Annotated in this window: 18 protein-coding genes, 1 tRNA gene and 1 riboswitch; of the genes, 11 read left to right on the top strand and 8 right to left on the bottom strand. The window is 64.3% G+C overall.

Going from position 1 to position 21277, the window contains the following annotated elements:
* Positions 1-13 precede the first annotated feature (13 nt).
* From B015_RS0124560 to B015_RS0124570, 3 genes are all read left to right on the top strand, one after another.
* On the top strand, positions 14-1312 hold the full coding sequence (locus tag B015_RS0124560; protein WP_026227685.1) for a glycosyltransferase family A protein: 1299 nt from the start codon (positions 14-16) through the stop codon (positions 1310-1312).
* Between the two features lie 73 nt (positions 1313-1385).
* Positions 1386-5180, top strand: a complete 3795-nt coding sequence (gene metH / locus B015_RS0124565; RefSeq protein WP_018430410.1) for a methionine synthase — start codon at positions 1386-1388, stop codon at positions 5178-5180.
* 43 nt (positions 5181-5223) lie between these two features.
* A riboswitch (cobalamin riboswitch) is annotated at positions 5224-5415 on the top strand.
* A gap of 188 nt (positions 5416-5603) precedes the next feature.
* Positions 5604-5900: a hypothetical protein gene (locus B015_RS0124570; RefSeq protein WP_018430411.1), complete on the top strand. Its 297-nt coding sequence runs from the start codon at positions 5604-5606 to the stop codon at positions 5898-5900.
* A 33-nt stretch (positions 5901-5933) separates the two neighbouring features.
* Here the strand turns inward: B015_RS0124570 and B015_RS0124575 are convergent, their stop codons facing one another.
* Together B015_RS0124575 and B015_RS0124580 are read right to left on the bottom strand one after the other, a co-directional pair.
* Positions 5934-7286 (bottom strand): HAMP domain-containing sensor histidine kinase, encoded by a 1353-nt coding sequence (locus tag B015_RS0124575; RefSeq protein WP_018430412.1) that lies wholly within the window; start codon positions 7284-7286, stop codon positions 5934-5936.
* Complete coding sequence (locus tag B015_RS0124580) at positions 7286-7960, bottom strand: response regulator transcription factor (protein ID WP_018430413.1); 675 nt, start codon at positions 7958-7960, stop codon at positions 7286-7288. Before B015_RS0124580 ends, B015_RS0124575 begins: the two co-directional genes overlap by 1 nt.
* Before the next feature lie 282 nt (positions 7961-8242).
* Between B015_RS0124580 and B015_RS0124585 the strand changes: the two genes are divergently transcribed.
* Positions 8243-8818: a methyltransferase domain-containing protein gene (locus tag B015_RS0124585; RefSeq protein ID WP_018430414.1), complete on the top strand. Its 576-nt coding sequence runs from the start codon at positions 8243-8245 to the stop codon at positions 8816-8818.
* The gene (locus B015_RS0124590) at positions 8808-9428 is read left to right on the top strand and encodes a DedA family protein (RefSeq protein ID WP_018430415.1); all 621 of its coding nucleotides are present in this window, start codon (positions 8808-8810) and stop codon (positions 9426-9428) included. The genes B015_RS0124585 and B015_RS0124590 overlap by 11 nt, the downstream gene beginning before the upstream one ends.
* 75 nt (positions 9429-9503) lie before the next feature.
* On the opposite strand, the gene B015_RS0124595 is transcribed toward B015_RS0124590, so the two are convergent.
* Positions 9504-9578: transfer RNA gene (locus B015_RS0124595), tRNA-Gly, on the bottom strand.
* 211 nt (positions 9579-9789) lie between these two features.
* Here B015_RS0124595 and B015_RS0124600 point away from each other — a divergent pair.
* From B015_RS0124600 to B015_RS0124615, 4 genes are all read left to right on the top strand, one after another.
* Positions 9790-10302, top strand: coding sequence for a prolyl-tRNA synthetase associated domain-containing protein (locus tag B015_RS0124600; protein ID WP_018430416.1), 513 nt, complete (start codon positions 9790-9792; stop codon positions 10300-10302).
* Positions 10303-10365: 63 nt separating this feature from the next.
* Complete coding sequence (gene trxA / locus B015_RS0124605) at positions 10366-11331, top strand: thioredoxin (RefSeq protein WP_018430417.1); 966 nt, start codon at positions 10366-10368, stop codon at positions 11329-11331.
* A 66-nt stretch (positions 11332-11397) separates the two neighbouring features.
* A complete protein-coding gene (locus B015_RS0124610) occupies positions 11398-12069 on the top strand; it encodes an LON peptidase substrate-binding domain-containing protein (protein WP_018430418.1) in 672 nt (223 codons plus the stop codon).
* A 134-nt stretch (positions 12070-12203) separates the two neighbouring features.
* Positions 12204-12416: a Trm112 family protein gene (locus tag B015_RS0124615; protein ID WP_018430419.1), complete on the top strand. Its 213-nt coding sequence runs from the start codon at positions 12204-12206 to the stop codon at positions 12414-12416.
* 109 nt (positions 12417-12525) lie between these two features.
* On the opposite strand, the gene B015_RS0124620 is transcribed toward B015_RS0124615, so the two are convergent.
* Genes B015_RS0124620 through B015_RS33950 form a run of 3 tightly spaced genes read right to left on the bottom strand, consistent with a single transcriptional unit; the run spans position 12526 to position 18261 of the window.
* A complete protein-coding gene (locus tag B015_RS0124620; protein ID WP_018430420.1) occupies positions 12526-15867 on the bottom strand; it encodes an error-prone DNA polymerase in 3342 nt (1113 codons plus the stop codon).
* Entirely contained in the window at positions 15864-17333 is a 1470-nt protein-coding gene (locus B015_RS0124625) for a DNA polymerase Y family protein (protein ID WP_018430421.1), read from the bottom strand. The genes B015_RS0124620 and B015_RS0124625 overlap by 4 nt, the downstream gene beginning before the upstream one ends.
* On the bottom strand, positions 17275-18261 hold the full coding sequence (locus B015_RS33950) for a hypothetical protein (protein ID WP_018430422.1): 987 nt from the start codon (positions 18259-18261) through the stop codon (positions 17275-17277). Before B015_RS33950 ends, B015_RS0124625 begins: the two co-directional genes overlap by 59 nt.
* Positions 18262-18455: 194 nt before the next feature.
* Here B015_RS33950 and B015_RS0124635 point away from each other — a divergent pair, with 194 nt between their 5' ends.
* The gene (locus B015_RS0124635; protein WP_018430423.1) at positions 18456-18878 is read left to right on the top strand and encodes a metallopeptidase family protein; all 423 of its coding nucleotides are present in this window, start codon (positions 18456-18458) and stop codon (positions 18876-18878) included.
* An 18-nt stretch (positions 18879-18896) separates the two neighbouring features.
* Here the strand turns inward: B015_RS0124635 and B015_RS0124640 are convergent, their stop codons facing one another.
* Positions 18897-19103, bottom strand: a complete 207-nt coding sequence (locus B015_RS0124640) for a DUF1737 domain-containing protein (RefSeq protein ID WP_018430424.1) — start codon at positions 19101-19103, stop codon at positions 18897-18899.
* 14 nt (positions 19104-19117) lie between these two features.
* Positions 19118-20008 carry a CoA ester lyase gene (locus tag B015_RS0124645; protein WP_026227686.1) on the bottom strand — a complete coding sequence of 297 codons (891 nt, stop codon included), beginning with the start codon at positions 20006-20008 and terminating at the stop codon, positions 19118-19120.
* Between the two features lie 96 nt (positions 20009-20104).
* Between B015_RS0124645 and B015_RS0124650 the strand changes: the two genes are divergently transcribed.
* Positions 20105-21274, top strand: coding sequence for an FAD-binding oxidoreductase (locus B015_RS0124650; protein WP_018430426.1), 1170 nt, complete (start codon positions 20105-20107; stop codon positions 21272-21274).
* Positions 21275-21277 lie beyond the last annotated feature (3 nt).

Genomic DNA, 21277 nt, shown 5'->3' on the forward strand with positions numbered 1-21277 from the left:
TCAGGGATTACGCATGCACAAGAAACTACAGGACCTCCCGACTTCTTCGGTCAACTCCAGGCTGACGCTGGGTGGCATGGCTCTCAGCGAACTGGCGCCGGAGCCGGTTGCCTACCCGCTCGTGACCTTCATTATCCGCAACTGGAACTACGGCCGCTTCGTCGGCGCGGCAATCAGGTCTGTTCGCAACCAGGACTACCCCAACCTCGAAGCCATCGTCGTCGACAACGGCTCGACCGACAACAGTCGCAGCGAGATCGAAGCGGCCATAGGCGACGATCCACGATTCAGGACGATCTGGCTCGATCGGAACCTCGGCGGGCTGGCTGCCGGCCTCGCAGGATTGCATGCCGCACGTGGTGACTTTGTGTGTTTTGTCGATTCGGACGACTATGTGTTCACCGATTTTGCTTCGACCCACGTCCAGGCGCATCTCGCGCTGGCGGGCAGGGCGGCTTTCACCTCTAACTCGGTGATCGAAGTCGACGGCGACGGCGGGATAGTGTCTCTGGATGCGAGGCTAGGCCCTTCATCGTCAGATCCATCCTTCTGCCCCGAATGGGCGGTGCCAAGGCTCTCCGAAGTGTCGGACCAAAAATTCAACCATCTCCTGCAAGGCTTGGCGGTGTTTGACCCCTGGCAGGGCGGCTGGCCATGGTCGCCTGGCACTGCGAATATGTTCCGTCGCGCCGCACTGGACCTATCAAGGCCCAGGATAGCTGACGACCAGATGTTCGGGCTGGCTGCCGACGGGCATTTCTGCATGCTTGGCCATGCGCTGGGCGGGTCGGCGACTATCAACATTCCGCTGTCGGCCTATCGTCAACACGGCGCAAATTCCTTTGCTGGAAGCTCGGCTATAAAAGCCATGTGGCAGGCCACGGGCCCGGCAACCCAGCACTTCGCAAAGCGGCGGCGAGAAGCATTGCGCGTTCTGGTCGAGCAAGCGGAGCTGTTTGTCCCCCGCATTGGGACAGCTCGCTTCTGGTCGTCGCTAGCTCACGTACTGGGCACCAACGGCAGTTCGCCCAAACAGGATTTCGATCTGCCCGAAACGCGTTCCGTCATTTCTGAAAACCTCGACCACCTGTTCGCGGCCTTCGGCAAATGGCGCACACTGCGGAAGCTGAGGGTCATGATGTCGAGGAATGCCTTGCATTCGACCCTGCGAGACAGCCGACACAGGGATTTCGCCACTTTGTACGGGCCAGGGATGGCCGGGGTGGAGATCGCTGCCTTTGCAGAGCAACTCAAGCGCAAGTTGCGCTCGCTGCGTCGACGTCCTCGATCAGCCCCGTCTGCATGGAACTAACCGACCCTCTCGACATATTGACATAAAGATGTCTTTATGTGACAGCGCATTGCTGTCGCCGAAAGGACGTAAAATGTCGCAAAACACCTCCTCCCTCGACGCCCTGTTCGGGGCCGTTTCCGCCAGATCGGATGGGTCGGAGGTGATGGCCGCGCTGAAGTCGGCCGCGCGCGAGCGCATCCTCGTGCTCGACGGGGCTATGGGCACGCAGATCCAGGGACTCGGCTTCAACGAGGATCATTTCCGTGGCGACCGCTTCGGTGGCTGCGCCTGCCACCAGCAGGGCAACAACGACCTTTTGATCCTGACCCAGCCCAAGGCGATCGAGGAAATCCACTACCGCTACGCCAAGGCCGGCGCCGACATCATCGAGACCAACACGTTTTCATCGACCTCCATCGCCCAGGCCGACTACGGCATGGAGGACATGGTCTACGAGCTCAACCGAGACGGCGCCCGCCTCGTCCGCCGCGCCGCGATCCGTGCCCAGCAGGAGGACGGCCGCCGTCGCTTCGTCGCCGGCGCGCTCGGGCCGACCAACCGTACCGCCTCGATCTCGCCCGACGTCAACAATCCCGGGTACCGCGCCGTCAGCTTCGACAACCTGCGCCTCGCCTATGGCGAGCAACTGCGCGGCCTGATCGACGGCGGCTCGGACATCATCCTGATCGAGACCATTTTCGACACGCTGAACGCCAAGGCGGCGATCTTCGCCTGCGAGGAGATCTTCCTCGAAAAGGGCGTGCGCCTGCCGGTCATGATCTCGGGCACCATCACCGACCTCTCGGGCCGCACCCTGTCGGGTCAGACACCGACTGCCTTCTGGAACTCGGTGCGCCACGCCAAGCCCTTCACCATCGGCCTCAATTGCGCGCTCGGCGCCAACGCCATGCGCCCGCATCTGTCGGAGCTCTCCGATGTCGCCGACACCTTCACCTGCGCCTATCCCAATGCAGGCCTGCCCAACGCCTTCGGCCAGTATGACGAAAGCCCGGAATTCATGGCCGCCCAGGTCGAGGAGTTCGCGCGCGAAGGCCTGATCAACGTTGCCGGCGGCTGCTGCGGCTCGACGCCCGAGCACATCCGCGCCATCGCGGAAGTCGTTGCCAAGCACCCGCCGCGCCAGGTGCCGGAGCACCGCGCCATCATGGCGTTGTCGGGTCTTGAGCCTTTCGCACTGACCGAGGAGATTCCCTTCGTCAATGTCGGCGAGCGCACCAACGTCACCGGCTCGGCCAAGTTCCGCAAGCTGATCACGGCAGGCGACTACGCCACCGCCCTCGACATCGCCCGCGACCAGGTCGCCAACGGCGCCCAGATCATCGACGTGAATATGGACGAGGGCCTGATCGATTCGAAAAAGGCGATGGTCGAATATCTCAACCTGATCGCCGCCGAGCCCGACATTGCGCGTGTGCCTGTCATGATCGACAGCTCCAAATGGGAGGTCATCGAGGCCGGCCTGAAATGCGTGCAGGGCAAGGCAATCGTCAATTCGATTTCCATGAAGGAAGGCGAGGAAGCTTTCCTGCATCATGCCCGCCTCTGCCGCACCTATGGCGCCGCCGTCGTCGTCATGGCCTTCGATGAGCAAGGCCAGGCCGACACCAAGGCGCGCAAGGTCGAGATCTGCACCCGCGCCTACAAGCTTTTGACCGAGCAGGCCGGCTTCGCGCCCGAGGACATCATCTTCGACCCCAACATCTTCGCTGTCGCCACCGGCATCGAAGAGCACGACAATTACGGCGTCGACTTCATCGAGGCCGCGCGGGAAATCACGCAGTCTCTCCCGCATGTGCACGTCTCGGGCGGCGTGTCGAATTTGTCCTTCTCGTTCCGCGGCAACGAGCCGGTGCGTGAGGCCATGCACGCCGTGTTCCTCTACCACGCCATCCAGGCGGGCATGGACATGGGCATCGTCAATGCCGGCCAGCTGGCCGTCTATGAATCGATCGACCCCGAGCTGCGCGAGGCCTGCGAGGACGTGGTGCTGAACCGCGTGCCGAAGTCGGGCGGCACCGCCACCGAGCGCATGCTCGAACTGGCCGAGCGCTACAAGGGTTCGGCAGGCAAGGAGGCCAAGGAAAAGGACCTCGCCTGGCGCGAATGGCCGGTCGAAAAACGCCTCGAGCACGCACTCGTCAATGGCATCACCGAATACATCGACGCCGACACTGAGGAAGCGCGCCAGAAGGCCGAACGGCCGCTGCATGTCATCGAAGGCCCGCTGATGGCCGGCATGAATGTCGTCGGCGACCTGTTCGGCGCGGGCAAGATGTTCCTGCCGCAGGTGGTGAAATCCGCACGCGTCATGAAGCAGGCGGTCGCCGTGCTGTTGCCCTATATGGAGGCCGAGAAGGCCGCAAATGGAGGCTCCGACCGCAGGAGCGCGGGAAAGATTCTGATGGCGACGGTGAAGGGTGATGTCCACGACATCGGCAAGAACATCGTCGGCGTCGTTCTCGCCTGCAACAACTACGAGATCATCGACCTCGGCGTCATGGTGCCGGCGACCAGGATCCTGCAGACCGCGCGCGAGCAGAATGTCGACATCATCGGCCTGTCCGGCCTCATCACGCCCTCGCTCGACGAGATGGCCCATGTCGCCGCCGAAATGGAGCGCGAGGGTTTCGACATCCCGCTGCTGATCGGCGGCGCCACCACCAGCCGCGTCCACACGGCAGTGAAGATCCACCCGCGCTATGCCAGCGGCCAGGCTGTCTATGTCACCGACGCCAGCCGCGCCGTGGGCGTGGTGTCGAGCCTGCTCTCGCCGGAGGCGAAGGCCGGCTATGTCGAGGGCATCCAGGCCGAATATGTGAAGGTCGCCGAGGCGCATGAGCGCTCCGAGCGCGAGAAGCAGCGCCTGCCGCTGGCCCGCGCCCGCGCCAATGCGCAGAAGGTCGACTGGGCCGGCTACACGCCGCCGAAGCCGAGCTTCCTCGGCACAAAGGTGTTCGAGAGCTGGGAGCTCGCCGAACTCGCCCGCTACATCGACTGGACGCCCTTCTTCCAGACCTGGGAGCTCAAGGGCCGCTATCCCAAGATCCTCGAGGACGAGAAGCAGGGCGCGGCCGCACGTCAGCTGTTCGAAGACGCCCAGGCGATGCTGAAAAAGATCATCGACGAGAAATGGTTCGCGCCCAAGGCCGTGATCGGCTTCTGGCCGGCCAACACAATCGGCGACGACATCAGGCTGTTCGCCGACGATACCCGCCAGAGCGAGCTCGCGACCTTCTTCACGCTGCGCCAGCAGCTGACCAAGCGCGACGGCCGGCCCAATGTGGCGCTGTCCGACTTCGTCGCTCCATCCGACAGCGGCAAGGCCGATTATGTCGGCGGCTTCGTGGTGACGGCGGGCATCGAAGAAGTGGCGATCGCCGAGCGCTTCGAGCGCGCCAATGACGACTACTCCTCGATCCTGGTCAAGGCGCTGGCCGACCGTTTTGCCGAGGCTTTTGCCGAATGCCTGCATGAGCGCGTCCGCAAGGAATTCTGGGGCTATGCCAAGGATGAGAAGCTGACCAGTGACGAGCTGGTCGGCGAGGCTTATGCCGGCATCCGCCCGGCGCCCGGCTATCCGGCCCAACCCGACCATACCGAAAAGACGACGCTGTTCCGCCTGCTCGACGCCGAGAAAACCGCTGGCGTGACCCTGACCGAAAGCATGGCCATGTGGCCCGGCTCGTCTGTCTCGGGCCTCTATCTGTCGCACCCCGAGAGCTATTACTTCGGCGTCGCCAAGGTCGAGCGCGATCAAGTCAAGGACTATGCGGAGCGCAAGGGCATGTCGCTCCAGGAGGCAGAGCGCTGGCTGGCGCCGATCCTCAACTACCTGCCGACGGCCTTCGCCGAGGCGGCTGAATAGTTGCCGGCTTCGCGGCTTGCGCGCTTGACCGGCGCGCCACTATAGCGTGCCGCACGGTTATGGTTCTCCCGCCTCTGGGCGGGAGCTAAGAGGGAATTCGTAGAAGCCGAAGCTGCCCCGCAACTGTAAGCGGCGAGCCACATTGCCCACCGCGTCACTGGCATGAAGCCGGGAAGACAGGCGATGAAGCGACGACCTGCGAGCCAGGAGACCTGCCTGACCAAGTGAGGTTCCGTGGGCGGGGTGTACCACAGGGACGCGGTTGAATCGGTTGCCGTTCCGGCGCCGTTCGGCCTGCGTTACCGCACTCCCGCTCCGGCTGGTCAGGGATTGCAGGTGTCGAACTCAACCGAAAACAACTCCGTGCCACACCGCATGTGCTGCTCGTCGCAAAGTCCGCCTTTGCCGCAGCCCCCCAAGCAGATGCAGCAACTTACCGACCTCGCAGCCGCGCTGCCCGGCGTCGCCGGCGCCAGCTTCGGCTTCACCGAGCAAGGCACGCCGTCACTGCGCGAGGTCCTTGGCTCGCTGCGGGCAGCCGGCGCCTCCGTCATCCAGGTCTTTCCGGAAGGCACCTATTATGGCGGTGTCACCGAGGCAGCCGTCGACCGAATCGTGTCGGAACATCTGCTCGGCGGCAGCATCGTCGACGACTTCGCTTACCAGCCCACCGGCCGCAAGCAGACACTGCGCCCGCCCTTTCCCGCCGAGTCCAGCTAGATTCATAGAAACTGCGCGCCGAAAGAAAGCCGGCTAATCACTTGATCGAAATGAAAGGCGGAGGCATGCCCCTTTCGCAGTCTCCATAACCGCGACCTGCCCCCCGTGCAGCGCCATGATCTCGCGCACCAGGTTGAGTCCCAGCCCGGCGCCGCGCCCATCGGACCTGAGGCGGTTGAACGGTTCGAAGATGGCCTTGCGCTGGTCGGCGGCAATGCCTTGCCCCTCGTCACAAACCTCGACGAAGCCGGCCGCCCCCACGCGTACCGTGATGACGCCCCGGCGTCCGCCATGATCGATGGCATTTTGCACCAGATTGGTCAGCGCCCGTTCGAGCGATGTCTGGTCACCCTCTACCGGAACTGTCTCCACCTCGGGCTCGAACGACATGTCGTAACCCGCCGCGAGCGCCAGCGGCCCGAGATCGAACACCACCTGCTTGGCCATGGCGACGAGATTGACCGATGCAAACCGGTTCCCCTTCTGGTCGAGCCGCTGCAGATCGAGCAACTGCCCGGCGAGCGTGGTCAGCCGCGCCGCATCCTCGAGCAGCTCTCTCTTGTCCGCGCCTGCCGGCAGCGCCGAGACACGCGCGTTCAGGATGGCGATCGGCGTGCGCAATTCATGCGCGGCCTGGGCGAGGAAGTGCTGATGGCGCTCGTACCCCGCATCGAGACGCCGGAGCGCATCATTGACGGCGCTGACAAGCGGACCGATTTCGACCGGCACCTCGTTCACCGGCAGCTGCACACCGCGCTTGTCGAACTCGATGCGCGTGGCCTGTGACACAGCCTGCCCCAGGCCCGCCAGCGAACGGCGCACGACAAGCGGTGTGGCAACCATCGTCGCCAGCGCCATGAGACCGATCACCGGCAAGATCACCGAAATGAACCCACCCGAGACACCCGCAAGCAAACGTTGGACGGACATCCGGCCTTGCGTGCCGGTCAGGATCTGCACCTTGCCGGCAGCGGTATCGGTCCATTTGACGATCGCGTCGGGCTTGGCTTCGTCGCCGAGCGGATGGCCCAACCGTGCGTCGTTCAGCTGCTCGATGATACCGGCGACGGGCGCATAGACAGGTGGTATCGTGCCTTCGCTCAAGCGGTGTCCCGTCTTGTCGCGCATGACGAACCACAGGCCAGGTGCATGCGTCCTGAGCCGCGCCAGTTCCGATGTCGGCGCAAGGGCGAGCCCGCCATTGGCGTCCCGCACCACGGCATCCGCAAGCACATCGAGGCTGCCGCCCTCATAATCGTCGACGAGATAGCCTGTGCCCCACAGGGCAGCGACGATCAGCACCAGGAACGCCGCGATCATGGCCGCCTGCAGCGTCACCATTCGGCTGACCAGAAGCCACTTGAGCGACGGCGGCCTTGTTGCCATCACGGCGTCTCGCGCAACAGATAGCCGACGCCGCGAATGCCGCTGATGACGACGCCAGCATCGGCGTCCACCAGCTTGCGGCGAACCCTGGAGATATGGGTGTCGAGCGCATTCGACTCGATGTCGTCGTTCATGCCGAAGACCGCTTCCATCAGCGTTTCGCGCAGCACCATGCGGCCCATACGCCGCATCAGCGCCTCGAGCACCAGCAATTCCCGCCGGGGCATGCGCAGGTGAATGCCTCCGACATGCGCTTCGCGATGGGTGAAGTCGAACGACATGCGGCCGACATTGGCGACGTCGGGCTGCAGGTTGACCGGCCGCCGCATGATGGCCCTCAGTCGCGCCAGCAGCTCCTCGAAGGCAAAAGGCTTGCCGAGATAATCGTCGGCCCCGCTGTCCAGGCCGGCAACCCGGTCGATCAGATCGCCCTTTGCCGTCAGCACCAGCACCGGCACCACATTGCCGTTGGCCCGCAGCGACCTGACGAGCGAGAGCCCGTCTCCGTCGGGCAGCCTCCGGTCCAGCACCACCACGTCGTAGATGTCCCTGTAGAGAGCGGCTTCCGCATCCGCGAGGCTGGCCACGTCATCGACGACCATGTCGTGGCGAACCAGCCCACTGCGCAGGACCCCGACCATGGCCTGCTCGTCTTCCACCAAAAGCACGCGCATCAATCCGCTCCGCCGCTCGCCCGGATGGTTTAGCCGCTCGGCCACATGGTTGCATTGAGAAAACCTGTCATGCCACCCGCAACAGGGCGTTCCCGCCCTCACCGGCAACAAGGCACCCCAGTTTGCGAAATCCTTTTGCCTGACAGGTTTTCTCAATCCGGGCGTGTGACCTCTCCGGCCCTCAACTGGATAGGACCCAATCAATGCTGCCTGCCACCTGCGGCCTCACGGTCGAACGACAACCCGCGCCCTTTTCTCACACCATTGTCGTGGATGGCCAGAATGTCGCTCGCTGATATTCCACCCTTCTTCCTGGCCTGGCTTCGCAATCCGCGCAGCATCGCCGCCGTAGCCCCGTCGGGCGCCCGTGTCGCCGACCTGATGACACAGGACATAAACGCTGCCACAGGACCCGTCCTCGAGCTGGGGCCAGGCACCGGCTCGTTCACCTATTCTCTGCTCCGGCGCGGCGTCCGCGAAAGCGACCTGACACTGGTCGAATTCAGCGCCGATTTTGTGGAGCTGTTGAAAAAGCGATTCCCGCGGGCGCGCGTACTCAAGATGGACGCGACGCGGCTCGGCGACATCGCCTTGTTCGACCGGGCCACAACAGGCGCGGTGGTCAGCGGGCTCGGCTTCCGCGCCATGCAACCCCAGCAGCATGCCGCCATCCTGGCCGGCGCATTCAAGCACCTCAGGCCCGGCGGCGCCTTCTACCAGATCACCTACGGCCCGCGCTGTCCTGTACCCACTTCCGTGCTCGGCCAGCTGAAGCTCGCCTCAGCCTTTGTCGGCCGGACCCTCTGGAACGTGCCGCCGGCCTCGGTCTACCGGATTGAGAGGTGCAATGAGCGCTGATGTGTCGATCGACATGCCACAAGGCGTCGCGATGCTGCTGAGCTTCGGGCTTGCCGGTATCTTCTGCCTCGCCATAGCCGAGAAATTCGTGCCGCTGTTTCCCTCCTACATCCTGCTGATGCTGCTGGGATTGACAGTGCCGGACGGCCCGGCTCTGCTGTTCACCATCGTTGCCACGACGCTCGGCTCGGTGTTCGGCGGGCTTGGCTGGTATGCAATTGGCTGGACGCTCGGTCCACAACGGGCCCGCGCGGCCGTCAGCCGCTACGGCAGGTTCGTGCTGCTGAAGCTGGCCTTCTACGATCGGCTGACGGACGGCTACCGCCGCAATCATTTCTGGGTGACGCTGTCGGGCCAGGTCGTTCCGGCGGTTCGCATCTACCTGGCCCTGCCGGCCGGTGCCCTGCGGCTCGACCTCAAGACGTTCCTGGCAGCGACCACGCTTGGCTGCCTGACGTGGAACGCCCCGTTCCTGTGCCTGGGCTTTGCCTTGCGCAGCAGCGGACACGATCTTGCTCAGATAGGCTTCTGGGCCGCCTGCACGGTCGTCGGGCTGGAAGGCTTGATCTTGCTTGCCGTTCGCAGACGAAAAGCCGCCGTGCGGCCATAGGCAACCAGTCAGCTTTGCCGGACCCCAGAAACGACGAAGGCCGCGGTGTTAGCCGCGGCCTTATCGTGGAGTAATTGGAGCGGGTGAAGCGATTCGAACGCTCGACCCCAACCTTGGCAAGGTTGTGCTCTACCCCTGAGCTACACCCGCTCGCCGCGGCTCGTCGCCGCAACGGCTGCTATATGGCCGAAGACCGCGGCGAATGCAACAGGGAAAAACCGCTCTTTTTTGAACTTTTTTCGAGAGCCCCCGCAAACCCATATTTCCCCTCGGGAAGCTTCCCCGATTGGCAAAGCCGGGCTTGTGTCGAAAGCCGGCTTTGCCCATAAACCTCGCGCAACGGCAATTCCCGGAAAACCCGATGACCGCCACGACAGCCCCCAAGACCCGTGCCGAACTGCTCGCCTATCTGGCGGAACTCGGCATTTCCGTCACCACCCATGACCACCCGCCGCTGTTCACCGTCGCCGATTCGCAGGCCCTGCGCGGCGCGATCCCAGGCGGCCACACCAAGAACCTGTTCCTCAAGGACAAGAAGGACAATTTCTTCCTGGTGACCGTCGACGAAGACGCCAATGTCGACCTCAAGCAGATCCACCAGCTGATCGGCGCCGCAAGCCGTGTTTCCTTCGGCAAGCCCGAGGCGCTGATGGAACTGCTCGGCGTCATCCCGGGAGCCGTCACCGTGTTTGGCCTCATCAACGATACGGCAGGTAAGGTGAAGGTCGTGCTCGACGCGCCGTTGATGGAAAACGCCACCATCAACGCCCACCCGCTGACCAATGAGGCAACGACGTCGATCGGTCGCGACGAACTGTTGCGTTTCGTCAAGGCAACGGGCCACGATCCTGTTATCTTGAAAGTCTCGGCCTGATCGCCACATGGTGGCTGAACAGCCCCTCCGAACGCCGGCCGGCAACACATCGAAAGAGTGAAGATGAGCAACGAGAACAATCCCTTCGGCGGCCTGAGCGGCAACTACGCCACCAATGTGCAGTTTGGCGCAGGCGACGTTGCGGCCCAGCCGGCAGCCAACCTCATCAAGGACACCACCACTGCCGCCTTCGCCGCCGACGTCATCCAGGAATCGCGCAACCAGCCGGTGCTCGTCGATTTCTGGGCGCCCTGGTGCGGACCGTGCAAGCAGCTGACTCCGGTCATCGAGCGCGTCGTCCAGGCCGCCAGCGGCCGCGTCAAGCTCGTCAAGATGAACATCGACGATCACCCCGCCATTGCCGGTCAGCTCGGCATCCAGTCGATCCCGGCGGTCATCGCCTTCAAGAACGGCCAGCCGGTCGACGGCTTCATGGGCGCGGTACCCGAAACGCAGATTCGCGACTTCATCGATCGCGTCGCAGGAAAAGGTGGCGCAGCCCCCCAGATCGAGGAGGCCATGACTGCCGCCGCCGAAGCCCGCGCCGCCGGCGACCTGCAGACGGCCGTCCAGATCTACGACGCCGTGCTCGAGCAGGCGCCTGATACCATCGACGCCATTGCCGCCCTGGCGGAGATCCTGTTCGAGGCTGGCGATGCCGCTGGCGCTGCCGAGGTGCTGGCCCGCGCGCCCGAGGACAAGGCGGATGCCGCCCCGCTCGCTTCCGTGCGCACCAGGATCGCGCTCGCCGAGCAGGCCGCCGAGCTCGGCGATTCGGCCGAACTGGAGCGTCGCATTGCCAGCGACCCGAAGGACCATCAGGCACGTTTCGACCTCGCCATGATCCAGAACGCCAGGGGCGATCGCGCCGAGGCGGCGGACAATCTGCTGGCCATCGTCAAGACCGACCGCACCTGGAACGATGACGGCGCCAGGGCGCAACTGCTCAAGCTGTTCGAGGCCTGGGGCATGACCGACGATGTGACGCTCGCCACCAGGCGCAAGCTGTCGTCGCTGCTGTTTTCGTAAACAGCACGGGGCAGCCTTGCGCTCTGGCGCGGCAGCCCCAGATGATGTGGCATCTGCGAGGACAAGATGCAGGCAGGGAACGCGCACTACCGGCTCGACACTGATCTACCGACGACGCTGGCGGTTTTCCCGCTGCCGGCGGCACTGCTGTTGCCGGGCGGCCGCATGCCGCTCAACATCTTCGAGCCGCGTTATCTCCAGATGGTCGACGAGGTTGTCGGCGGCTCACGCCTGATCGGCATGATCCAGCCGTCGCTTGACGGCGCCATACGGGCCGACGGCGAACCAAAGCTCTGCCCGGTCGGCTGTATCGGCCGCATCACCTCTTTCGCCGAGACCGGCGACGGCCGCTACCTCGTCTCGCTCCAGGGCGTCTGCCGCTTCAGGGTGGTACAGGAACTCACGGTCAAGACTCCGTTTCGCCAGTGCAAGATCGCGCCATTTGCAACCGACCTTTCGGAGGATAATCTGGCAGGTGAGATCGACAGGCCGGCGCTGCTGCGAGCCTTCCGCACCTACCTCCAGGCCAACGAGCTCGAGGCAGACTGGGAGAGCGTCGGCCGGGCCGACAACGTCATGCTGGTCAACGCGCTGTCGATGATGGCGCCCTATGGCGCGGCCGAAAAGCAGGCATTGCTCGAAGCTCCTGACCTCAAGACGCGCGCCGAGACGCTGATCGCCATCACCGAAATGACTTTGGCGCGCGAGAACGACGAATTCGGGCCAAGTCTTCAGTAGAAGGCGTCAGGCTGCATGGGCTCGGGCAATGGTCCGCGCAACCGCTGCAATCCCGGCCTGGCAAAATACTCCGGACAATTGCCGTACGGTGAGAGGCGGATAAAGAAGGTCCGTCAGACGACAGGAGGCCAAAGATGGGCGAAACCGGCAAACGCGACATCGACGTCAAGCTGCTCGAACTGCTCGCCTGCCCGCTGACCAAAGGGCCGCTCGTCTGGGACGCAGAGCGCGGCGAACTGGTGTCCCGTCTGGCTCGCCTTGCCTACCCGGTGCGCGACGGCATTCCTGTCATGCTGCCTTCAGAAGCGCGGCAGATCGGCGAGCCGGAAACAAATCCGGGCACCTGACCCTGCCTGTCCGCGGCGTCGCACCCGAGCCAAGTGGTCGCGCCGTGCCTCCATTCCCGCCTGCGGAGCGGTAGCAAACCTCGGCAGCCATCTGTGCTCTGCTGTCCCTCTATTGAAAGTTGCGGCCCTTGGGCATGACGGTGCTCGCCTTGCGGGCCAGGGTTTCGTAGCTCTGCAGAATGCGCGGATCACGCGCGGCCTTGTCCGCGGCACTTGCCCGTGCTTCCGGCGCCGGCCTGGTTCCGGCATCAGCACTCGCCTGCAATTCCTCCGACATCGCCGCCAGCCAATGCGTCCAATCCTCCATCTTGTCGGCAACGATATGGATGACGTCGGATTCTTTCTGCAGCTTGCCGGTGACGCGGATGAACTTCGACCCCATGATCACGGGCCGGAAGCGGTCGAAAACCCGCGACCAGACGATGACATTGGCAATCGAATGCTCGTCCTCCAGCGTAAGAAATATCGCATTGCCCTTGCCCGGTCGCTGGCGGACAAGCACCAGCCCGGCGACGGAGACGCGCCGCCCATCGGGCACGTCGCCGAGCCGGGCATTGGGCGTGATACCGGCACGGTCGAGGTGATGCCTGAGGAAGGCCACCGGATGCGCCTTCAGCGACATGCCCAGCGAGCGGTAGTCGTGGATGACATGCTCGCCGAGCGGCATGCGCGGCAGCTGCGTCTGGGGCTCGTTGTCGACCAGCTGGACATCGGGGCGGTCGAACAACGGCAGCATTTCAGCGGCACTCCTGCCGTCAAGCGCCCGTACTGCCCACATCGCTGCGCGCCTGTCGATATCGATCGAGCGGAAGGCGTCGGCCTGGGCGAGCAGCTCGATCTCGCCGACGTCGAGTCCTGAGCGCAGCCAGACATCGCGCACCGAGACGTAGCCCTTGCCGCGCCGCTCGACGAATGTCTGCATCTTCTTGTCGGAAAGCCCCTTGATCTGGCGAAAGCCGAGCCGGACGGCGTGGCTGGTCCTGATGACATCCCGCATTTCGGCGTGGCGTTGCTGGATGCGTTTCGGGTCGAAGCCCGACCGCTCGAGGGTGCAGTCCCAGACGGAGTGGTTGATATCGATCTGTCTGATCTCGACACCATGATCCTGTGCATCGCGCACCAGCTGAGCTGGCCGGTAGAAACCCATCGGCTGCGCGTTCAGGATCGCCGCGCAGAACACATCGGGATAATAGGCCTTGAACCAGCAGGAGGCGTAGACAAGTAGTGCGAAGGCCGCGGCATGGCTCTCGGGAAAGCCGTACTCACCAAAACCCTCGATCTGCTTGAAACAGCGCTCGGCGAAGTCGCGCTCGTAGCCTCTTTTGACCATGCCTTTGATCATGCGGTCGCGGTAATTGCCGATCGTACCGGTACGCTTGAAGGTCGCCATGGCGCGCCGGAGCTGGTCGGCCTCGCCGGGCGTGAACCCGCCGGCGACGATGGCGATCTTCATCGCCTGCTCCTGGAACAGCGGCACACCCATCGTCTTGCCGAGAATGTCCTCAAGTTCCGTCTTGGGAAAGTCGACGTCCTCCTTGCCCTGCCGGCGACGGAGATAAGGGTGCACCATGTCGCCCTGGATGGGACCGGGCCGGACGATCGCCACCTCGATGACGAGATCGTAGAACTCGCGCGGCCTGAGGCGCGGCAACATCGACATCTGCGCCCGGCTCTCGATCTGGAAGACGCCGAGCGTGTCGGCCCGGCAGATCATGTCATAAACCTTGGGATCCTCCGGCGGCAACGTCGCCAACTCGAGCGGGCGGCCATGGCGGTCACGCTCGTCGTAATGTACCTCAAGCATTTTGAAGGCCTTGCGCAGGCAGGTCAGCATGCCGAGCGCCAGCACATCGACCTTCAATATGCCGACGGCGTCGAGGTCGTCCTTGTCCCATTCGACCATTTTGCGTTCGTCCATCGCCGTCTTGATGATCGGCACGATCTCGTCGAGCCGATCGCGGGTGATGACAAAGCCGCCGACATGCTGGGACAAATGGCGGGGAAAGCCCATGATCTCGTTGGCGCGGTCGATGACATGCCGCGTCACCGGATCCGCCTTGTCGAGGCCACCAGCAGTCGCTTCCTTCTCGCCCAGTTCGGACGAATACCAGCCCCAGATCGAGCCCGACATGGCGCCCCTGACGTCGTCGGACAGACCCATCGCCTTGGCGACCTCGCGCAGGGCCGAACGACCGCGATAGGTGACGACGGAAGCCGCGAGCGCGGTGCGCTTGGCGCTGTATCTTTTGTAGATGAAGGCAATGACCTCGTCGCGCCGCTCGTGCTCGAAGTCGACGTCGATATCTGGCGGCTCGCCACGCTCTTCCGAGATAAAGCGTTCGAAGAGCACGTCGACGATGTCGGGCCCGACATCGGTGATGCCGATGCAGAAACAGATGACCGAATTGGCCGCCGACCCACGCCCCTGACAAAGGATACCTACCGAACGGGCGAATTTCACGATCTCGTGGACGGTGAGGAAATAGCGGGCGTAGTTGAGCTTTTCGACGATGCCGAGCTCATGCCGGATGATGCCCTGCACCTTCTCCGGAACACCGTCAGGGTAGCGCTTTTTCGCCCCTTCCCAGGTCAGCCTTTCCAATTCGGCTTGCGGTTCGAGGCCCGATTCCGTCGGCTCGTCTGGATAATTGTATTTGAGCTCCTTCAGCGAGAAAGAGAGGCTGTCGGCGAAGCGCAGCGTCTCGGCAAGTGCCTCCGGATGGCTGCGGAAAAGCCTCGCCATATCGACAGGCTCCTTGAGGTGGCGTTCGGCGTTCGCCCTGAGCTCGAAACCGGCCTCGGCAACAGGCACGCTGAGGCGGATCGCCGTCAGGACGTCCTGCAGGGCGCGCTGCCCCGGGGCATGGTAGAGCGCGTCATTGGTCGCCATCAGCGGCACTCCTGCCATGGCGGCCATTGTCGCGGCCTGCTCGATCCTGAAGCGGTCGTCACCGCCGAAATTCGGCGCAACCGCCAGCCACAAGGAGGCTCCGAACCGCTCCTTTAGACTACGCAGAAGCGCAACGTCATCTTGCGTGGCGGCGGCGACGTCGGGCAGGACTGCAAGTGACAGCAGATCCCCCCACTCGAAAAGATCCTCCCGATAAAGAAGCGGGGCACCCTTTTTGCTTTCAGGTCGAGCATTCGCCTCAGTGAGCATGCGGCACAGATGCCCCCACCCCTTGCGATTTCTAGGGTAGGCGAGCATGTCGGGCGTTCCATCAGCGAAAACCAGCCGGCATCCCGGGTGGTAGGCCAACCCTTCCGTCTCCGCCATCTTCCACGCGCGGACAACACCGGCCACCGTGTTGCAATCGGCAAGGCCGATGGCCGAAAGTCCCAGGAACTTGGCCGCGATCACCAGCTCTTCCGGAGCAGAGGCCCCACGCAGGAACGAGAAGTTCGACTGGATGCCGAATTCGGCATAGCTGGCTGCGACGACCATGTTCATGCGAAGACCCCGTGCAGGAACCAGCGCGGTACCGCCTGCGTAGTGTAGAGGCCTTGCCGATAGAGCCAGTAGCGGCGGCCCTCCGCATCCTCGATGCGATAGTAATCGCGCGTCGGCGCATCCGCGGCCTCACGCCACCATTCGGGTGCTATGCGCTCGGGCCCTTCGGCACGGGCCACGCGATGCAGCGCCCGGCGCCAGCGGAAATTGAGCGGCGGGCCGTCGGGAACCTCGGTTGCCGGAACATCGATGAGTTCGGGCTGGCGGAACAGGCGGATGGGGCGATCGGCCGGCCTTGGTCGTCTCGTCGCCGTTGGTGCCCCCGTGGCCGGCCGCTCGACCATCTCCTTGCGGGCTTCCTCCCGGGCATAGGGCCGGGCGGGCGCGGCACGTTCCGGCAAATGGCTCTCGACGGGGACGGCCTCAAGCACCGCGGTTTCGCCAAGACGCGCACCGATGCGATCGGCGAAGATCGCCAATTCCTCGCCGCCATCCTCGACTTCGCCGGCAAGATCGGCCTGGCGAGCATCGAACCGGGCCGTCGACAAGGCGGAAAGACGCACGAGGTCGAAGCCGAAGCCGGCATCAATGGTATCGCCGAGCGTCGCCAGCCGCTCATGGAACAGCCTGCGCACCAGTACCGGTTCACGGATGGGGCGCGAGGCGCCGACCGTTATGCGGCTGACCATGCCGTCGACCCTGAACAGCAAAAGTTCGAGCCCGCGCGCGCCCTCTTCCCGACGTTCGAGATCGACCTTGAGGGTGGCGGCGAGCAGGCTGATCAGCCGCTCGATGTCGTCAACGAGCGACAGCGGGTCGGCGAGGTGCCGTTCGACCGAGAGCGGGGCTATGGGCAAGCGCGGCGAAATCGCCTCCTCGAGCCGGCCCAGCGCCTGGTCCAGGCGCTCCATGAGTTCGGCACCGAAACGGCGGACGAGTGGCGCGCGCGGCCCGTCCATGATCGCGCCAACGGTGCGCAGGCCGACGCTTTCGAGGCTCGCCTTCGTCTTGACGTCGATCCTCAGCGCCGACAGCGGCAGGCGGATGAGGAAATTGCGCTCGTTGCCCGGAGCAAGGATCTGGCCACTGGCGAAGCGGGCGGCGGCCCAGGCGGCACCCGGGGTCGAGGCAAGGCCGGCACGGACGTCGAAACCCTGGTGGAAGAAACGCATCATGAGATCGTTGAGCAACGCCTTTTCGCCGCCGAACAGGTGGGCGCAGCCTGAAATGTCGAGGAACAGCCCATCGACGCCGTCCAGGGCGACAAGCGGCGTGTAACGGTCGCACCAGTCGGCCAAGCCTTCGAGCAGCCTGCGGTCGGCCTCGGGATCGGCCTCGACGACGTCGATGTCGGGGTGCATGGCGCGTGCTTCGGCGATGCCCATGCCCGGTTTGAGCCGGAGAGCCTCAGCCCGCGCGTCGAGGCCGGCGATGCGCTGGGTGTTGCTCTCGCGGTGGCTGATCACCAACGGCTTGACCTGTTGCGGGCTTGAACGCCAGGATCGCCCCAGGCGGCGCCGGAGGACGCGTTCGGCCGCGAGATGGGGAAACCACAGCGACACGATTCTCTGGACTTCTCTCGGTGAGGGTGTGTGCATCGGGGTTCCATTCCAGAATGAAGCTGCCGGGAAGAGCCGTGCGGCTCTTGCCGATCTCGACGGCGAAGGCGGGCGCGCCGATCGAACCGACCAGCGGCCCAAGAAGTGTTTGCCGCAGCGTCGCCGGCGCAGGCGAGACGACAAGCCGGACGGGTGCCGCCGTCGGCTCCGGTTCGGCCGACTGGCGCAGCAGGAAGACGGGGCGGCCGCTGTCCTGAGCCCGGCGATGCAGGCGGCGCGTCGCCGTGAGGTCGACGATGCGAGGATTGCCGCGCAGCTCGACGACGATGGCCGCGATCTCCTCGATGCGGGCGGCTTCCTCGGCGATCCAGAGAACATCGGCCGGCTTCGGCGCTTCGGCGAACAGGAGGCTTTCAGCCGGAATGCCGAAGAACCTGTCCAGGCCCGGCGCGTAGGGAAATCCCGCTTCCCTGAAGACCTCGGTCGTGCCGACCCACAGGACGAGATCCCTGGGCCGCGACCGCTCCCTCAGCATGCGGCTGACGAGACAAAACGCCAGCCCTGCGGCGGCACCGGCATTGCGGGTTTCAGTTCCGTGGATCTCGGTCAGCGCCGCCTTGGGCAGGCCGCCGCCGAGCGTTTCGTCGAGGCGATCGACGCCGGTCGGCAGGAAGAAATCGCGTGCCGAGGCAAGGCCGTTGCGGCGGACCAGAAGCCCCGCGACCGGCTGGCCGTCGGAAGGCGCGGCCAGCCTCTCGGGCAGCGTTCCCTCTATCTTCGCTATCTTCTGGCGCAGGGCAAAAACGACATCCCGCGCCACGGCGCTGGTTGCCATGTCGATCTGCTTTCCTATCAGTTGTTCCTGTTATGTTCCTATAGATTCCAGAGGCACCACGGAGAGTCAAGCCGATTCAAGGAGAATTTATTCCTCTCCAGGCACGCGCTGTTTTGCGGCTAATTTACCCCCGGCGTGGCAAAGGCCTCGTAAGCGAAGCGGCGAAAGGCTATATGCCCTCAAAAGGACAAAGAATGGCCCGCATCTACAAGACCCGCGCCTGGCACGACCAGCTTTCGCCCTCGATCGAGGAAATGGAACTCCTGGCGCTTGAAGCCTACGCACACCTGCCGCAAGAATTTCGCCAGCTGACCGGCGATGTCGTCATCCAGATGGCCGAGTTCCCGACCGACGAGATCATGGACGACCTGTCGCTGGAGACGCCCTTCGACCTGCTCGGCCTGTTCGAGGGACGCGGCATTGCCGAGCGCTGGAATCCGCAGACCGGCGAAGGCCCCAACCGCGTCACCCTCTACCGCCGCGCCATCCTCGACTATTGGGCCGAGAACGAAGAAACCCTGGGCGACATCGTCACCCACGTGCTGATCCACGAGATCGGCCATCATTTCGGCCTGTCGGACGACGACATGGAGCGGCTGGAAGCCTCGGTCGACTAAGCCTCGCCGCCCCTGCTCTCAGAAATCGCCGAGCTTGATGCCGGGGTCGTATTCGACGCCGTCGACATCCTTCACCACCGCCTGGCCGCAGCGCATCGTCTTGGTTTCGGCGTCGAAGGAATAGGTCGGCGAGCCGAACAGGTGCCAGCCCTTGTTCAGGGCTGCGGTCACCTTGTGGCAGAAGGTGGCGTCGTCGGGGCCGGTGAGGAAGCGGTAGAGTTTCATGTCAGTCTCCCTCTTCAGTGCCTGAGGCCTTCGAGTTGTGTCGCCCGCGCCAGAAGCCGTTCGGCCTCGGCCAGATGCAGCCGCTCGACCATCTTGCCGCCGAGCGAGATTACACCTGACGCAGTATTCTCCGGAAGCGCGAAGGCATCGACCACCGCGCGCGCCTCGGCAAGCGCCTCGTCCGAAGGTGAGAACGCCGCATTGGCCGGGCCGATCTGTGCCGGGTGGATAATGCTCTTGCCGGAAAAGCCCATGGCGGCGGCTTCACCGCATTCGAGGGCAAAGGCATCGAGGTCGCGGAAATCGTTGGACACGCTGTCGAGCATGTCGACGCCGCCGGCCCGGGCGCACAGCACCATCTGCAGCAGCCAGGGCTGGAGATAACGACGATCGGGCGTGATCTTGACGCCGGTGTCCTTGGCGAGATCGTTGAGGCCGGCGATCAGGCACGACAGCCGGGCCGAAGGATCGCGGCCGAGTTCTGATATGGCCGGTAGATTGAGCAATGCCCGCGGCGTCTCGATCATCGCCCAGAGCTTCAGCGTATCGGGCGCATCGGCCTCGTCGAGCACGTCATTGGCTTCGAGCAGATCGCGCGCCGTTTCCACCTTGGGCAGCACCACGCCGTCCGTTGCCCAGCCGCTGGCCGCCGCCAGATCGTCAGCACCCCAGGGACTGGCAAGCGAATTGATACGCACCACATATTCGCGCCCGCCTTCAGGTCGCTCGGCAAAGAAGCGCGCCAGCCGCTCGCGGGCAGCTGCCTTGTGCTCGGGCAGCACGGCATCCTCGAGATCGAAGATGACGGCGTCGCAGGCAAGCTGGGGCAGCTTAGCGATGGCCTTCTCGTTGGTGGCCGGCACAAAAAGCGCCGAACGGCGCGGACGGGGCAGAGAATGTGACATCTGGTCTTCTTGCCCGGCAACGCTGGCCCTTGCAAGAGCTTGCGGGGCAGTGGCGTAACTGGTTTTCTCTTCCATCCGAACAGACGGAATCATCTCATGGCACGCTACGACGTGGTCATCATCGGCGGCGCGATCGTCGGCAGCTCGATCGCCTACTATCTGCGCGACGAGGGTTTCACCGGCTCGATTGCGCTGATCGAGCGCGACCCGCAATTCGCCAACGCGGCGACCACTTTGTCCTGCGCCTCTATCCGCCAGCAATTCTCCATTCCCGAGAACATCCGCCTGTCGCAGTTCACGCTCGGTCTGTTCCGGCGCCTGAAGGAGGAGTTCGGCCCCGATGCCGACATCGGCTTCCGCGAGGGCGGCTATCTGATCCTCGCCGGCGAGAACGGCCTGCCGATCCTCAAGGCCAACCACGACGCGCAGATGGCCGAGGGCGCCGACATCGTGCTTGAGGACGCCGACCAGCTTGCCAGGCGCTTCAAATGGATCTCGACCGAAGGCATCACCGCCGGCGCCTATGGCCGGACGGGCGAAGGCTGGTTTGACGCGCATGCCATGCTCGGCCTGTTCCGCAAGGCGCTGAAGACCAAAAACGTCGACTTGATCACCGGCGAGGTGGCAGCCATCGAGCGCCAGGGCAACCGCCTGACCGCGGTCACGCTCGCCACTGGCGAAAAGATCGATGCCGGCACGGTCATCAACGCCGCCGGTCCCAACGCCGGCAAGGTTTCGGCCATGGCCGGCCTGGTGCTGCCGGTCGAGCCGCGCAAGCGCAACGTCTTCGTGTTCGAGGCGCGCGACCGCTTCGACGACATGCCGCTGATGGTCGATCCCAGCGGCGTCTATGTTCGCCCCGAGGGCTCGATGTACATCACCGGCGGCGCCGAGAGCGAGGACGGCGAGCAGGCGGCGGACCCACAGGATTTCAACCCCGACTGGTCGCTGTTCGAGGAAGTGATCTGGCCCGCGCTCGCCACCCGCGTGCCGGCCTTCGAGGCGATCAAGGCGACGCGCGCCTGGGTCGGCCACTACGACTACAACGCGCTCGACCAGAACGCCGTCATCGGCCCGCATCCCGAGGTCGACAACTTCATCTTCGCCAACGGTTTTTCCGGCCACGGCCTGCAACAGGCGCCGGCGGTCGGCAAGGCGCTGGCCGAGCTCATCGTCCATGGCGGCTACCGTTCGATCGACTGCTCGGCCTTCGGCTACCAGCGCATCGCTGAGGGCCGCCCATTCCGCGAACTGAACGTGATCTAGCTT

The sequence above is a fragment of the Hoeflea sp. 108 genome (genome assembly GCF_000372965.1).
Taxonomy (GTDB): domain Bacteria; phylum Pseudomonadota; class Alphaproteobacteria; order Rhizobiales; family Rhizobiaceae; genus Aminobacter.

Coding starts and splice junctions, on each gene's coding strand:
- B015_RS0124560 (WP_026227685.1), top strand. CDS start 14: ATGCACAAGAAACTACAGGACCTCCCGACTTCTTCGGTCAACTCCAGG.
- metH (WP_018430410.1), top strand. CDS start 1,386: ATGTCGCAAAACACCTCCTCCCTCGACGCCCTGTTCGGGGCCGTTTCC.
- B015_RS0124570 (WP_018430411.1), top strand. CDS start 5,604: ATGCAGCAACTTACCGACCTCGCAGCCGCGCTGCCCGGCGTCGCCGGC.
- B015_RS0124575 (WP_018430412.1), bottom strand. CDS start 7,286: ATGGCAACAAGGCCGCCGTCGCTCAAGTGGCTTCTGGTCAGCCGAATG.
- B015_RS0124580 (WP_018430413.1), bottom strand. CDS start 7,960: ATGCGCGTGCTTTTGGTGGAAGACGAGCAGGCCATGGTCGGGGTCCTG.
- B015_RS0124585 (WP_018430414.1), top strand. CDS start 8,243: ATGTCGCTCGCTGATATTCCACCCTTCTTCCTGGCCTGGCTTCGCAAT.
- B015_RS0124590 (WP_018430415.1), top strand. CDS start 8,808: ATGAGCGCTGATGTGTCGATCGACATGCCACAAGGCGTCGCGATGCTG.
- B015_RS0124600 (WP_018430416.1), top strand. CDS start 9,790: ATGACCGCCACGACAGCCCCCAAGACCCGTGCCGAACTGCTCGCCTAT.
- trxA (WP_018430417.1), top strand. CDS start 10,366: ATGAGCAACGAGAACAATCCCTTCGGCGGCCTGAGCGGCAACTACGCC.
- B015_RS0124610 (WP_018430418.1), top strand. CDS start 11,398: ATGCAGGCAGGGAACGCGCACTACCGGCTCGACACTGATCTACCGACG.
- B015_RS0124615 (WP_018430419.1), top strand. CDS start 12,204: ATGGGCGAAACCGGCAAACGCGACATCGACGTCAAGCTGCTCGAACTG.
- B015_RS0124620 (WP_018430420.1), bottom strand. CDS start 15,867: ATGAACATGGTCGTCGCAGCCAGCTATGCCGAATTCGGCATCCAGTCG.
- B015_RS33950 (WP_018430422.1), bottom strand. CDS start 18,261: ATGGCAACCAGCGCCGTGGCGCGGGATGTCGTTTTTGCCCTGCGCCAG.
- B015_RS0124635 (WP_018430423.1), top strand. CDS start 18,456: ATGGCCCGCATCTACAAGACCCGCGCCTGGCACGACCAGCTTTCGCCC.
- B015_RS0124640 (WP_018430424.1), bottom strand. CDS start 19,103: ATGAAACTCTACCGCTTCCTCACCGGCCCCGACGACGCCACCTTCTGC.
- B015_RS0124645 (WP_026227686.1), bottom strand. CDS start 20,008: ATGTCACATTCTCTGCCCCGTCCGCGCCGTTCGGCGCTTTTTGTGCCG.
- B015_RS0124650 (WP_018430426.1), top strand. CDS start 20,105: ATGGCACGCTACGACGTGGTCATCATCGGCGGCGCGATCGTCGGCAGC.